General features: G+C 46.7%; 9 protein-coding genes. 6 read left to right on the top strand and 3 right to left on the bottom strand.

Annotated features, from left to right (window positions below):
• Window positions 1-142 precede the first annotated feature (142 nt).
• The 3 genes from AC23P2_RS30200 to AC23P2_RS30190 all read left to right on the top strand — a co-directional run bounded on the left by AC23P2_RS30200 (window position 143) and on the right by AC23P2_RS30190 (window position 6,173).
• Window positions 143-1,627 carry a RagB/SusD family nutrient uptake outer membrane protein gene (locus AC23P2_RS30200; RefSeq protein ID WP_487776648.1) on the top strand — a complete coding sequence of 495 codons (1,485 nt, stop codon included), beginning with the start codon at window positions 143-145 and terminating at the stop codon, window positions 1,625-1,627.
• 80 nt (window positions 1,628-1,707) lie between these two features.
• Entirely contained in the window at window positions 1,708-3,630 is a 1,923-nt protein-coding gene (locus tag AC23P2_RS30195; protein WP_487776647.1) for a cellulase N-terminal Ig-like domain-containing protein, read from the top strand.
• A gap of 74 nt (window positions 3,631-3,704) precedes the next feature.
• Window positions 3,705-6,173: a glycerophosphoryl diester phosphodiesterase gene (locus AC23P2_RS30190; RefSeq protein ID WP_487776665.1), complete on the top strand. Its 2,469-nt coding sequence runs from the start codon at window positions 3,705-3,707 to the stop codon at window positions 6,171-6,173.
• Here the strand turns inward: AC23P2_RS30190 and AC23P2_RS30185 are convergent, their stop codons facing one another.
• Both AC23P2_RS30185 and AC23P2_RS30180 read right to left on the bottom strand, forming a co-directional pair.
• Entirely contained in the window at window positions 6,174-6,320 is a 147-nt protein-coding gene (locus tag AC23P2_RS30185) for a hypothetical protein (RefSeq protein ID WP_487776646.1), read from the bottom strand.
• Window positions 6,321-6,353: 33 nt separating this feature from the next.
• Window positions 6,354-6,794 (bottom strand): DUF6934 family protein, encoded by a 441-nt coding sequence (locus tag AC23P2_RS30180; protein WP_487776645.1) that lies wholly within the window; start codon window positions 6,792-6,794, stop codon window positions 6,354-6,356.
• Window positions 6,795-6,831: 37 nt separating this feature from the next.
• Here AC23P2_RS30180 and AC23P2_RS30175 point away from each other — a divergent pair, with 37 nt between their 5' ends.
• The 3 genes from AC23P2_RS30175 to AC23P2_RS30165 all read left to right on the top strand — a co-directional run bounded on the left by AC23P2_RS30175 (window position 6,832) and on the right by AC23P2_RS30165 (window position 13,219).
• On the top strand, window positions 6,832-8,547 hold the full coding sequence (locus tag AC23P2_RS30175) for a sodium:solute symporter family protein (protein WP_487776644.1): 1,716 nt from the start codon (window positions 6,832-6,834) through the stop codon (window positions 8,545-8,547).
• 207 nt (window positions 8,548-8,754) lie between these two features.
• Complete coding sequence (locus AC23P2_RS30170) at window positions 8,755-10,764, top strand: glycoside hydrolase family 2 protein (protein ID WP_487776643.1); 2,010 nt, start codon at window positions 8,755-8,757, stop codon at window positions 10,762-10,764.
• A 124-nt stretch (window positions 10,765-10,888) separates the two neighbouring features.
• A complete protein-coding gene (locus AC23P2_RS30165) occupies window positions 10,889-13,219 on the top strand; it encodes an FAD-dependent oxidoreductase (RefSeq protein ID WP_487776642.1) in 2,331 nt (776 codons plus the stop codon).
• Window positions 13,220-13,404: 185 nt separating this feature from the next.
• On the opposite strand, the gene AC23P2_RS30160 is transcribed toward AC23P2_RS30165, so the two are convergent.
• A complete protein-coding gene (locus AC23P2_RS30160; RefSeq protein ID WP_487776641.1) occupies window positions 13,405-14,826 on the bottom strand; it encodes an SGNH/GDSL hydrolase family protein in 1,422 nt (473 codons plus the stop codon).
• Window positions 14,827-15,152: the final 326 nt, after the last annotated feature.

Genomic DNA, 15,152 nt, shown 5'->3' with positions numbered 1-15,152 from the left:
GATATTTACCCCAGCCTAAAGGCGGTACGCCGCCGCGGCGTGGGGTTTCAGGAGATTCTTGTTCATTTACCGATAAAATTCAGCGTGATTGACTATTTAACAATCACCTATTAATTGAACTAAAAAACTTCGTACAAGACATATGAAATCAGTAACCAAAAAGCTCTTCTTTTTACTCCCTCTTTTGGGGCTGGGGAGCTGTAGCTTAGAAGAAACCATTTATTCCTCCATTTACACGGAGGCTTTCTATAAAACTGCCGCAGATGCCGAAAAAGGGCTTGTCGCCGTCTATGACCCTTTGGGTGATATGGGGGTTGGGCCTGCGCTCACCATTGTGTCCGATTTCAGTGCAGATCAATCTTACCCACGGGCAGTAGTAGGGCGTAACACCCTGACACTTTTTGCTTATGACGCCAACTACACCACCCAACGTACGGCAGGGCGTACCAACGAATCGCCGCAACAGATTTGGGCGTCGTGCTACGACGGTATCGAAAAAGCAAACTGGGTTATCGAAAAAGTCCCTGCTGCCGTCATGGATGAAACGCGCAAAAAACAAATCGTAGGGGAAGCACTCTTTATGAGGGCATTTTACCACTGGAATTTGACCAAAAACTTTGGCGATGTTCCCGTAAAAGTAAAACCGAGTACCTCTGAAGCCGAAGCAACCATTCCAAAAAGTTCTAAAGCTGACGTTTATAAGCAGATTTACACCGACTTAGATCAAGCATTAGCCGCAGGGTTGTTGTCGTATCCAGCCGTTGAGAAAGGTCGTCCATCCAAAGAAGTGGTCAATGCACTTTATGCCAAAGCTGCTTTGTACAACGAAGATTGGCAAAAAGCCTTGCAAAAAGCCCAAGAAGTGATTGCCTCAGGAAAGTATTCGTTGATGCCCGATGTGCGCGATGTCTATCGTTATGACAAAGAAGACGCGGCTCGTGTTGAAAACATGTGGGCGTTTGAGGTTGCTCCCATTTCTCCTGGGCGCGCTCACCAGTTGACGGGCCTTTGTGGCCCTCCAGGCAATGCAGGTGTCGATTATGCTCGTACGTCGTTTGGGTCGATGTTTGCGTATCAATCTTTCTTTGATTCGTTCGACCCCGCCGATAAGCGTCGTCAGCTTTTGGATACTACTTACATCAATCGGAGCGGTGCGGTAGTGCCCCAACGCAGCATTACGCCGATTACAACCCAAGGTGTTTTGATAAAAAAATACCAAGATCCCAATACGATTGTGGGACAAATTCCCAACATTCCCATTTTCCGTTTACCTGATATGTACCTCATTGCAGCCGAGGCTGAGGCACGCCTAAACGGTGCTACTGCCAATGCGTATGGATTTGTGAATGTCATTCGCAAACGTGCTGGTTTACCCGATTTGAAAGCAGGGTTGAGCAAAGATGCGTTCATCGATGCTGTATTGCAGGAGCGTTCGTGGGAGTTTTTTGCCGAAGGTGATCGCTGGTATGATTTAACCCGCACCGACAAATTTATGAGTGTGATTCCTAGAGCCGTCAACAACGTCTATCCTTCGCGTACCCCAACGGCTAAAAACAAGTATTTCCCTATTCCACTAGACGAGATAAACGCCAACCCTAAATTGGAACAAAACCCAGATTGGAAGTAAGTATCTAAGCAATAGTTCCTTTTTACCCGCGACGTTCAATCTGCGAACATCAGCGGGTAAAATTTAAAGTAACATTGAAAATGAAAAAGAAGCGTATCCTATGTTTATTGTACGTTGTTGGCTCGCTACTCATGGGCTACCCTCAGGCATTTGCCCAAATCTTGGTTAATCAAACGGGGTACAATCGCGGAGAAGCAAAGCATTTTGTGTGCTTAGGAGCCAAAGATGGGGCGAAGTTTAAAATCATGAATACCGCTTCTGGCCGCGTCGAATTTACGGGAGAACTCATCAATCAAGAAGGGTGGTTTACTTCCTTTGACCCCGTCTCGAAAGATGAATTTAGGGTCGAAGTAGAAGGCTTTACCCCCTCCGTTCCTTTTTGGATTGCTGATCACCTCATTGAAAAAGTATCCTCAAAACTAGGCTACGAGTTCTTCATCGACGTGCGTGGCTCAGAAGACCCAATCAATGCCAATTTGCCCAAAGTCTATGGTGGAGGTCCCTCGCGCGACGGGGGAGCGTATGGGTTGGAAACGATTTTTGAATGCCTCCAATATGCTTCCAATCCGTCGCTGTACGACCGCTGGAAAACTGAATTTGGGGACAAAAACACCCCCGATTTGATAGATTTGATTTTGTGGCACGCGGAGTTTGCCTATGCCCACGTGGCGTATCAAGGCCCTGTAGGTACTCGTCACGGCTCACTCGGCTACGAAGGGCAACCGCGCATGAACTACGATTATTGGAACCTGCTCGACCAGCTTTCGGTGGTCTGTGCCGCTTACCATGATTTTCTGAAACCCTATTTACCCCGCGAAAAATACCTCAAGTACCGACAAGTCTGCAATGAAAAATGGACGCAGTACGACCGTCACAAGGTAGTGCGCTACTGGACGTACAGTAACAAATGGGTGGACGCGGGTTTTCAGGAATTCAACGAAATGGGTAACGCCTACGGTCAGTCGGTCTTTAGTAATTTGTTCATGTATTTGTGCGAAAAAAACGAGCCCGACGGCAAGCCTCAGCAGTACCTAACGTGGGCCCAAGAAAGTGCAAAAGACATCATTCAACACTGGGATTTCAACAACCCCCGCCACATGTGGTGGATTCGGAACGCCGAGCATATTACGCCGCAAGCGTTGGCCTATTTTTTACTGGTAGCGCCCGAACACGCCCCCCAAGGCTCGAAAGAGAAATTGCAGGCCTGGGCTACGCACATGCACCAAAAAACCAATAATTTTTGGAAGTACCGCGTCCACAGTGAAACCGAATGGGCGCACCCTAAAACCAAAGAACTGGGCGGCGCTCCTGCCTTGGGCGGGTCGATGTTTGCCGTCGCTTATTTGTTGAATGACCGTCGCTTACGAGACATCGGTTGGGCACAAGTCGATTTTGTGTTTGGGGTAAATCCCGTAGGAGCGCACTTGAGCAACAAAAGCCCCGAGCGATTGGCCATCAATGGCTATTGGGAAGGAGTCGAAAAAGGCTGGCCGTCGGCCCATCCCAATGGCTACGGAATGCTGGGCAAAGTGCGCGGCACGCTCGACGGTTCCCCCCTTGATAAGGATTTCCAGAAATCAAAAAATGCCACTTCGCCCACAAGTAATGAGCCAGGTGATTTAATTGGCAAAGACGCCTATGCTACCGAAGGCTGGTGCGTCTCTAACCGTGGCTGGCAAGCGACCCTGACGTTTTCGACGCTGGGCAGCCAACGGATAAGAATTTTGGATGCTTCTGGCAAAGAAATTAAGCAAACGAAGGCGGGACAAACGATAACTATTGAGCTAAAGGCCGCCTTGAACATGGACTGGAACAACGCAGAAAAAGGGATAGTAACGCTAAATATAAAAGGCAAAAAAAGTACCTCACTAGAGGTAGCCGAAACAGGCGAAAACACGGGGGTGTTTAGGGCGACCTATCAAATCCCTTCCGATTGTCGTTCGTTGCAAGTCGCCTACGGCACGATGGGTTTTGCCCAAAAAGCAGAGGTGATAGTTAAGTAGTAAACCAATTCTGAGTGACAAAAAATAAGACAATGACGAGCACAAAACGTACATTACTGGCAGTTGTTTTCTCAATGGTTTTTGGGGAATTATGGGCGCAAAAGTCGCTGGTTTTAGAGAATCAATCCGTGAAAATTTACTGGAAAAACAGTGTCAATGGTTGGCAAATCAATACGTTATCGGTCAAAAAGGGCAATAGCTGGATTTCGCTCAAAAATCCTTCGGGGGAGAGTACATTGTTGGTCACTACGGAAAAACCTAAGCTAGAGTCAGACTCCGTGTTTAAAAGCATTACAGGAAACAAATTTCCCGAAGATGCCTACCACTATCAAACCAAACAGTGGGCGGAAAGTACCAATCCTGTGTCGTTGAATACTGCGGGAACGGCTTTTCATTTTTTTCCTAAAAAAGGAAGCCAAAATGCACCCAACCAATTGACTTTTGAGCACGAAACCGACCAAGCCAAAATAGTTTCTCAATGGCGTTTTGACCCAAAATTCCCCATGGATGTCATCGTAACCCAAAAACTTACCCCCAAACAAACAGGCTACTTTTCGTTGGCCACACCTACGTTGACTTCTATCGGAGAAACCGACATGGCTTGGGTTGCGGTTCCTGGGTATTTTCAAGGCAATTTTATGCAACCTAATTTTGCCTTGGCCTATGCCTACGGCCACGGAGTTCCTACGCTGCCTGTGGTCTATCGCGAGCGCTCGGCCAGTACGCTTAGTCCGCTCGTTACTACCAAAGCAGGCATCACGGTCTCGGTAATTCCCGACCCTGCTTTTTGCCGAGACCCTTGGGCCAAAGACAAATTGACCCTCCACGATTGGAACATTGGAATTTCGCACAAAAATCGTAAGTCGCAACTAGCTCCCACGCTGTACTATCCCGTTCTTGGTGAACCTAAGTCCGACTTAAAAGCGGGTGAAACTGTCACATTTACGTTCCGATACAGCCTGCTAGGAAGCGATTGGTTTAGCATGGTTAACCACGCCGCCTACGACATTTACCAACTCAAACAGACCTTGGAACTTCGCCAAAGCAAGCAGTCGCTGACCAACCGCATCCAGAAAATGCACCATTATTTGACAAACCCCAAAACATCGCTTTGGAACATCGAAGAATACAAGGGGTTGAAAATTGGGGCTCAATCGTATTTGGGTGGTGTGGTAGGTTCACAGCGTGATGCCATGAAAAACTCCGATTATGGCGCGATGTGGATGCTGGCCAATGCCACCAAAGATACTTTACTCACCAAAAATGTCCTGCCCTATGCGCTCAATTTTAAGATTACGCAGCAAATCACTGAGCCTGGTTTCTTCAACGGAGCTTTGGCGGGGCAGTATTATTTGGCCAAACGCAAAAAATTCACCGAAGAGTGGGGCGAGGTAGTCGAACCTATCGCAGTGACGTACTATACGATGCTCGACTTGGGTAATATTTTATTGTTTGAGCCAGACAATCAATTACTTAAAGAGCGTCTTCAGGCAGGTGCTGAATGGTTGTTAAAGACCCAAAAAACCAACGGTAGCTGGGGTGTCGCTTATGACCGCAAAACGGAGCAGGAGGCATTTCTTGACATTCAGGATGTGCGGCCAACCTTCTATGGGCTTTTGGTAGCATACCGTATTTTGAAAGACGCTAAGTATTTGGCTGCCGCTCAAAAAGGTGCTGATTGGTTCATCAAAACCGCCGTTGATAAAGGTAGCTTCTTAGGAGTTTGCGGCGATGCCCGTTACGCCCCCGATTTTGCCACGGCGCAGTCGGCCCAAGCTTTGTTGGATTTGTACGACCTGACGCAAAACCCTGCCTATAAAACCGCCGCTATCCAAGCCGCCAAAGTCTATACCACTTCGATTTATACCCACCCTATCCCGAACCATACCTTAAAAACAGTCAACGGCATTGAGCGTGAGGATTGGGAGATTTCGCAGGTTGGGTTAAGTTTTGAGCACGGCGGGATTTTTGGTTCCTCCAACGCCCACGGCCCTATCCAGCTCGCCAGTCATGCGGGGCTATTTATTCGGATGTATCAGCTTACGAAAGAACCTATTTTCGCCGACTTAGCGCGCTCGGCAGCTTGGGGGCGCGACGCGTTTGTAGAGCCAAAAACCAGCGTTGCTTCTTATTATTGGCGGGTGATGAATCAAGGTTCGGGGCCGTATCCTCACCACGCTTGGTGGCAAATCGGTTGGCTTACCGACTACCTCATGTCAGAGGCAGAATTACGTTCGGGTGGGCAAATTAAATTCCCTCGTGGGTTTGTGACGCCTAAAGTAGGCCCTCACCAAAGTTACGGATTTGAAGCGGGTCTCATCAACGGTACCAAAGCCAAACTCATCGTTGATGAAAATCTCGTTAAAATCGACAATCCGACCGTTGATTACCTTTTGGCAGAATCGGAGCAGAAAGATAAGCTATTTGTGGTCTTGTTGAATAACCGTTCTCAAGCAAGTGATTTTCAGGTCACTATCAACGGCAAGTCCTACAAAAAACAATTGGCAGGAGCTGGATTTGAAGTAATGACGGTAGCGAGGTGATTAGGGCTTTTTGGGAATAGGTAGCTCTATTTTAGCTAATACCTCATTGGCTTTAGCTAATTTTTCAGAAAAGGGAGGTTTATTGCCTTTTGTCTTTAGTGGTAAAGAATCTCTTTTTTCAACCTTAAACTTCGATTCAATTCTCATAGTTCTGTAAATTTTATGATTAAAGTTAACAAATTATTTTTTTCTAATCAAAAAAGCTTCGTAGGCTTTATTTGCTGTAAAGGGCTCAAGTTGAGAGTTAATAAGCCCCAATACGTCAAAAAGTGAGGTAATCTCACTCAAACTATGGTTTATAGCAATTCTGTAAAGCCGAGTTCGCGAGGGTGAATTGCCAGAGAAATAAATGATATGCTCAGGATTGGTGGAAAGATAATAGATAACAATTTGAAAAATGGTGGCTAAAATTTTCTCCATATCGCCATTATCAGTAATGATAGTATCATCAATTTCGCCAGTGTTAGGGTCATAATCTGCTAAGCCAAGATTATAAATACTTGGAACAGAAGTCTGTCGAAAAGCGACAACTTTATTAATGACCCCTTTTGAACCAATGCTTTCAAAGAAAAATTCCGTGGAAGTTAGGTTTGAATAAAATAAGTAATTAGGGTAATTCACAATTCTGAATTTTTAAAATTTAACTTCCTTTAGACGCTTGAACTCACTGATTGATACCGCCGTCATCTTTATTTTCTCCGCTTTTGTACTGGGGATTGGGATGCTGTTTGCCCGCACGGGGCGCAACCTCAAATCGTTTTTTGCGGGGGGAGAAGCCGTGCCTTGGTTCATTGGTGGACTGTCGCTATTCATGTCCTTTTTCTCCGCGGGCACGTTTGTGGCGTGGGGCTCTATCGCCTACAAACACGGCTGGGTGGCCGTGACTATTCAATGGACGATGTGCATCGGAGCTATCATCACGGGGCTGTTTTTATCTCCTCGCTGGCGGGCTACTGGAAACCTCACTGCGGCAGAGTTTATCCGTGAACGCCTCGGCGAACGCGTTCAGAAGACCTACATCGGTATTTTTACCTTGGTGTCGGTATTTATCAAAGGCTCAGTCTTGTACCCCGTGGCCAAGCTGGTAAGTGTTTCATTGGGATTTCCTTTGGTCGAATCTACCATTGTATTGGGAATATTTATGATTGCTTACACGGCCGTCGGCGGGCTGTGGGCGGTGATGGTCACTGACATCTTGCAGTTTGTGATTTTGACGGCTGCGGTGTTTATTTTACTCCCCTTATCGCTCAACAAAGTCGGTGGTTTTGACACTTTTACCCAACAAGTCCCCGACGACTTTTTTAACCTTCTCCACGGCGAATATACCTTCGGTTTTGTGCTTGCCTTTGTGTTTTATCACATTGCCTACATTGGCGGCAACTGGACATTTGTGCAGCGTTACACAAGCGTCGATAGCCCCAAGTCGGCCCGCAAAGTAGCGTTTCTTTTTGCGGCGCTGTATTTAGTCAGTCCCATGATTTGGATGCTTCCCCCCATGATTTATCGGGCGCTTAATCCTAGTCTTGAGGGATTAGATACCGAAAATGCCTACTTACTTATTTGCAAAGCCGTTTTGCCCCCTGGCTTGCTTGGCTTGATGCTTACAGGAATGTATTTTTCGACTTCGGCCAGTGCCAATACCACGTTAAACGTCGTCTCTGCCGTTTTTACCAATGATATTTACAAAGGTTTTATTAATCCAAAAGCCTCTGACCAGCAACTTATTAAAGTAGCAAGACGCTCGTCATGGGGATTTGGATTGGGCATGATTGTGATTGCCTTATTAGTCCCTGCCGCTGGTGGAATCGTGGAAGTGGTGCTGAGCATTTCGGCTATTTCGGGTGGACCGCTGCTGGCTCCGCCGCTTTGGGCGCTGTTTTCAAAACGTATCAATGGCAAAACTACCTTCTGGATTACGATTGTTGGGCTGGTGGTTAACCTATTCTTTAAAGTGCTTTCACCTTGGCTATTAGACTTTAAACTAAGCCGTGCCGTCGAAACCATCGTGGGTATTGGCCTGCCGTTGGTGTTACTTTTGGCCTACGAGTTGTATGCTCGTTCAAATGGACTGATTGCCGAAGAGTACGAATCGTATCTCACCTCCAAAGCGACACGTAAGGCAGAAAAGCTTGCTGAAACCGAAGAAGAAGCGACCGAAATCAAACGCCAAAATCGCTTTGGAATGCAAGTCATTGCGGGGGCACTGGTGTTTGTTGCAGTGGTACTCTTTGGATTAAGTGCCTTTGCTACTTCTGGGGGGCTAATCACAGCAGGGATTGCGGTGGTAGTTCTCGTCGGAGCTATTATCCCGTGGCGAGCTGCTAGACGAATTACCGTCATTGGAGAAAAAATAGAGGAAGTCAGTCAGGGCTAAAGCTCGCCTATTCAGTTGCTTATCCCTTGCCACGCCCTAAAGAACGTGGTTAAAAAGAGCGAAACAGGAGATATTCCGCTACTCTCCACAGCTTCAGCCTTGGGAATCACGCTGAAAGAGATTCTTTTAACCCCATGGCTTTAGCCTGGGGTAATACAAGTGAACGAAAATGAATGGGCTTTAGCCCTGACAATCAACACATCACACATGAAACTCACAAGTTTATTTTTGCTGTTATCACTTTCTGGTTTTGCCCAATTTAGCATCCGTCACTCCGACGCCATTCCGTTGCATGGCCAGTGGTCGTTTGCCATGGACCCGCGCGAAGTAGGGGCAACTAAAGGCTGGTTCAAAGACAATTATGCCGTTGGAGGTTGGGATAAAGTCAGTGTTCCTCACTGCTTTTCAACCGACCCTCGCTACCAGTTTTATACAGGAACCGTTTGGTATCGTAAGTCTTTTCCGTGGCAGTCTCAGGCGGGTAAACGTACGTTGTTACATTTTGATGCGGCTTATTATGCCACTACCGTTTGGCTCAACAATCAGAAAATCGGCACGCACGAAGGTGGCTATACGCCGTTTCATTTCGACATTACAGACTATCTAAAGTCGGGCGATAACGTACTGGCCGTTTCTGTCAACAACGACACTTGGCAAACGGGTTCTATTCCTGGCGCGAAGGACAATGGCAACGCCAACGACCCCTTTCCTGGTTGGATTAACTACGGTGGACTGATTCGCCCCGTGTACCTTACCGTTGAACCTGAGTTGTACATCGAAAACCTCAAAGTAGAAGCAGTACCTGATTTGGCTTCGGGTACGGCAACGGTACGCGTGAAAACCCGTGTTAGAAACGCATCTTCGCAAGCGCAAACGCCTAAATTTGCCACAACAGTTGTCTTCGGAAATCAATCGTTGAAGCTTGTTTGGAAAACTACTTCAGCCGCCATCGCCGCAGGACAAACAGGGCTTCTCGAAGCTGAAACTGCCCTCAAGGCTGCCGACGTGAAACTATGGAGTATCGACAGTCCGCAATTGTACCAACTCCAAACCGTGGTTGGAAGTGATACGCTTGCCACGTCGTTTGGAATACGCAAAGTAGAAGTTAGAAATGCTCAGTTGCTCCTCAACGGTCAGCCTATTCGTTTGGCGGGAGGAAATCGGGTCGTAGATTACCCCAGTTTAGGCTCGTTAGAACCCGATTGGTTGGTCGAAAAAGACTTTCGCTTGATGAAAGAGGCAGGAATGGAGTTTCACCGCTTGACCCACTATACCCCGAGTGAAACTTTCTACGACCTAGCCGACCGCTACGGAATGCTCATCATTACCGAAGCGGGCAACTGGCAACTCACGCCCAGCCAAATGGACAACGACACCATTCGTCAGAAATTCAAGCAACAATTTCGAGAAATGGCCGAACGTGACTGGAATCATCCGAGTGTGATTGCATACAGCGTCGGTAACGAATACTTGTCGGAAACGCCTTCGGGGCAACGTTGGACCAAAGACATGATGGTTTATGGTAAAAGTCTTGACCCCAGTCGTTTGTTTACTTTTGCTTCGATGCGTCTCAACATTTTACCCGCCAAACCTGAGGACGAGGCCACGCAATACTGCGATTTTGTTTCCACCAATACCTACGGCAACCACGCCAAAGCATTTGATCACATTCACGCGTTGTACCCCGACAAGCCCATTTTAATCAGCGAGTGGGGAGTCCGTGCTGATACGCCCACAGGCGAAGCAGGGCAGGTGAGTCACTTGGAAAACGTCATGGCCGAGATTCGTAAACGCCCGTACATCGTGGGCGCTTCGTGGTGGTCGTTCAATGATTACCAAAGCAGGCACGCAGGAACTAACCCCAATGGCTACCGTCCGTGGGGGCTAGTAGGCCCTGAGCGTAACAAGCGCCCGCTTTACCACGCTCACCGCCGTGAGATGTCGCCCGTTACGCTTGAAAAAGTACGTTTTCAAGCGGGTGGGCAAGGGATTCACCAGTTGGTAGTGCGCATCAAAAACCGCAGCGATTTTCCCGCTTACACGGTCAAAAACTATACCTTAAAAACGCCCGATGCGTCTTTTTCATTCCCCGAATTGTCCCCAGGCCAAAGTGCCGAAATAACACTCCTCATCCGTGGTTTCGACCCAAAAATAACCTTAGAGGTAGTCAAGCCTACGGGCTATTCGGTTATGAGCGAGACGATTGAGTTAAAATAAAATAGCTTAGACTTTCCAAGTTTCAAAAACTTGGAAAGTCTGGCATAGTAAATCTATGAGGTTTTCAAAACCTTATAGGTTTCGATAAATCATTTACGTTAAAGAATAACTTTTGCAAAAAAGCATGATAAAAGCAGATGCAATCGAAAAAAGAGCCCCCAAAAGTGTTATGTATAACGCCGATTTGGTGGTAGTAGGTGGAGGGCTCTCGGGGCTATGTGGCGCTGTTACGGCGGCACGCGCAGGAATCAAAGTGGTCTTGGTCACCGACCGCCCAGTATTAGGGGGTAACTCTTCGAGCGAGGTTCGTTTATGGGTATTGGGTGCCACTTCTCACATGGGCAACAACAACCGTTGGGCTCGCGAGGGAGGGCTTCTCGACGAATTGTTGGTAGAAAATATGTACCGCAATCCCGACAGCAACCCACTGATTTTTGATACCATTTTACTCGAAAAAGTCGTCAATGAACCCAACATTACGCTTTTACTCAATACAACCGTTTATGAAGTAGAAAAATCTACTCCCGATACGATTTCGAAAGTCCACGGGTTTTGTTCGCAAAACTCCACCCACTACGAACTCTCCGCGCCCTTGTTTTGTGACGCCTCGGGCGACGGCATTGTAGGTTTTTTGGCGGGAGCTGCCTTCCGAATGGGCGCCGAGTCGAAAGAAGAGTTTGGTGAGAAATTTGCACCTTCGCAAGAATACGGCGAATTGTTAGGCCACAGTTTGTACTTTTATTCCAAAAACGCGGGCAAGCCCATCAAATTTGTTGCTCCCAGTTTTGCCCACGACGTCACGCAAAAAATCCCCAAATTTCGCTCTTTCAACGCCAACGAGTTTGGCTGCAAGCTTTGGTGGGTAGAATACGGCGGTCGCCTCGATACCGTCCACGACACCGAAACCATCAAGTGGGAGTTGTGGAAAGTGATTTATGGCGTATGGGACTATATCAAAAATTCAGGCAAGTTTCCCGAAGCCGAAAACCTCACGCTTGAGTGGGTGGGGCAAATCCCTGGCAAACGCGAAAGCCGCCGTTTTGAGGGCGATTATATGCTGATTCAGCAGGATATAGTTGAACAACGCACCCACTACGACGACGTGGCGTTTGGAGGCTGGTCGATTGACTTGCATCCCGCCGATGGCGTCTTTGCCGAAATTGGGCAGTCGAGTTGTAATCAATGGCACAGCAAGGGCATTTACGGCATTCCGTACCGCTGTTTTTACTCTCGCAACCTCCAGAACCTTTTCCTCGCAGGACGCATCATTTCGGCCAGCCACGTCGCCTTTGCGTCGTCGCGCGTGATGGCCACGAGCGCGCACGGCGGACAAGCCGTGGGGATGGCGGCTAAGTTGTGTATCGAAAAAGGGCTCTTGCCTCGCGATTTGGCCCAACCGCAACACATTACGTCTCTACAGCGCGAGTTGCTAAAAACGGGACAGCATATTCCTCATTTGCCGTTACGAGACGACAACGACTTGGTACAAATGGCCACAATTTCGGCCAGTAGTGAGTTAGTAGTAGAAGAACTCCTTCCCTCGGGCGAGCCCGAAAAAATGGTTTTTTCAGTAGCGCAACTCCTTCCATTGAGCGAGGTACCCTTGGGCAAAGTGATTCTTCACCCTTATGCCGACGAGCCGACCGAGCTTCAAGTTGAACTACGGGTTTCGAGTAAAGCCAACAATCATACCCCTGATGTAACGCTTTGCCAGCAAACCATTTCACTCCAAAAAGGACGAAACTGTGTGCATTTGGCATTTGACGAAGCTGATTATCGTCCCCAACTCACCCAACTTCGAGCTGCCCAATCCGAAAGCGCCTTGGGTTACGCGTTTTTGACCATCCTGAAAAATGAGAAAGTACGTTTGCAGTACGCAGACCAACGCATAACGGGCCTGCTGACGGTTTTCAACCAAATAAACGAAGCTGTCTCAAACTACGGAAAACAAGAGCCAACCCAAGACATCGGCGTGGATACGTTCGAGTTTTGGTGTCCCCAACGCCGTCCTGCGGGCAAAAATTTAGCGTTAAAGCTCGAACCACCTTTAAGCCTATTTCAAGCCAATCAGCTGCGCAACGGTCTGCAACGACCCACGCACCAGCCCAACGCGTGGGTAGCGAGCCCAACGGACACTCAACCAACGGTACAACTCGCGTGGGACAGCCCGCAGCGTATTCGTGAAATTGTCCTGCATTTTGACACCGACTATGACCATCCGATGGAAACGGTTTTGATGTCGCACCCCGAAAACGAAATGCCATTTTGTGTTAAAAATGTAAAGGTTTTGGATGACCAAAAAGAAGAAATTGCTGAACTCAAAGGCAACCACCAAAGTCAGCGCGTTATTACGTTCCGTGAGCCGATTGAGACCACTTCGCTCACGATTGAAGTGGAGCATCCGTCAAACGTAGTTCCTGCGGCTTTGTTGGAGGTTCGGTGTTACGGATGCTGATGTGGAGTCGCGAAAAAAGGTATTCAGCGTTTATAAAAAGGCGATTTTTTAGGGAGTCGCCTTTTTATTTAGGTATCATCTCAAATGAATGAAATTCTTTAGGAAGAACAATAACTATATTATAGTTTCCAATTCAGCCTGTATATACAGTTTTCATACGTTTACCGATAATTAGATGTAGGCAACTATTTACCCATAAAAAAACGAGTTTGTAGTAGCTGAATTTGTAAACCATAGTGTTTGTTGAGGGTTTTGATAACCTCATTGGCAATGACAGCTTGTCCGAAAGCCGTGGGATAGACTCCATCCGCTGAAAAGAAATTGCCGTCCCGTGGCCACGCAGGATTAACTGCTATTCCATCGTCTGTTACATAGCCGCCTGCCTGAATACGCTTGTAAAGACTATAAATATCGACTACGGGCCAACCCGTATCTTTGGCCGCCGTGCCAATAAAATAAGTATTGTAAAATTGAGGCGAAAGCCTTTGCAGTTCGCTATTAAAATCATTGCCAGTGATAACATCCTGGGTACTCAGTACCACTTTGCCCAACGCATTGGCTTTCAATTCGCCTTTCAATAATTTTTCGGTCGTAGGCGTAGGAATCAACTGATGCAGTGCAGGGTTATATTCGTATTGCTCCACAAAGAGTTTAACCCCCGATTTTTTGACCATCTCAGCGGTGATTTGCTTAAAGTAGGGAAAATCTAGTACTTCGGGAACATTCAATATCACACCTTTGTGTTGTTTCTTGGCTAAGCTTCGCGCCAGTTCGTATTCGGGTGTAAAGTAGTAGGGCAATTGTCCTCCTGAAGCAATAGAGCCACCACCATATGAAGCAGATTTAAAAGTATCGTCCATGCCAAACTCAAAGATAAATAAATCAGCATTTTGGTCATTGAACCAATCCCAAGGTTTCGCATATTGAGCTTTCGTTTCATCACCTGCTACCCGATCAATATATTTGTAATATTTAAACTCTTCCGATGGGTATCGAAAAAACTGTAATCCTTTTTGAATCTCGGGAAAAGCCAGCTGGTCAATTTGTGCTTTGTCTTTTTCTATAAAATCGGAGTAAGCCGTTTCTCCATTCTGCTGGGTTACCCCCAAATTATTGGTCACCATATTGAATTTAACCAAGGGGCCATCCGTGGATGCAATCGTTTTGTAGCCCGTACCATTGCCTTCTGTTTCTGAAAACAGCGGCTGAATAAAACCCACTTTCATTTGCCTCGCAATCAGATTGGGGAAAGCGGTTAATTGACCCTCTCGGTAAAGCCCTCCGTCCCGAAACCCTGCTGATAGCGCTCCTCCAACCGATACGAGCCTGAATTTACCTGGTTCTTTTTGGATTTTACTTAAATCGGGGGCTTGAGCGGGTTTTTCGGGTAAAACATCCTTATCAGGTTTTACTTTAATGTTGGTATCTCCAGTGTTAAACCAACCTAGCCAATGGTTTTCGCTTTTGATGGCTTGAACCAATGAAGGGCTGGATGGAATCGTCGAAGGGTCGATGGCTTTGCTAACCTCTGCGACTGGAGGAGTACACGATGGGAAGTTAAGCAAAAGAAAATAACTAAGTATAACTAAACAAAAGGCTTTTTTCATCTTTATACGTTTACAAAAATGATGTTTTATTACAAAATCAGAAGCATTTTATACCAAGGCGCGTGGATATGTACTCAAAGATAAGAGCTTTAGTTATAAATACAATATTATATTTTAATAGTTTTGTAAATTATAACTATATGAAATAGTGGTTGTACTAATGATTATGAAATTGCTTTTTATAGTAGCTATTTATGGAAATAAAAAAAGCTTTTATATGCTTTTTTGTAATATTTTACGTTAAAATAATTGTAACTGTTTAGGTAGCCCATTGAAAAGAGCCTTGTAGGACAGATTCGATATTTTGAATGATATTCCGATTCATT

Source organism: Runella sp. R0.1_18 (assembly GCF_057652155.1).
Note: the sequence above shows the minus strand (reverse complement) of the source record. Positions and strands in the feature narration are given on the sequence as shown.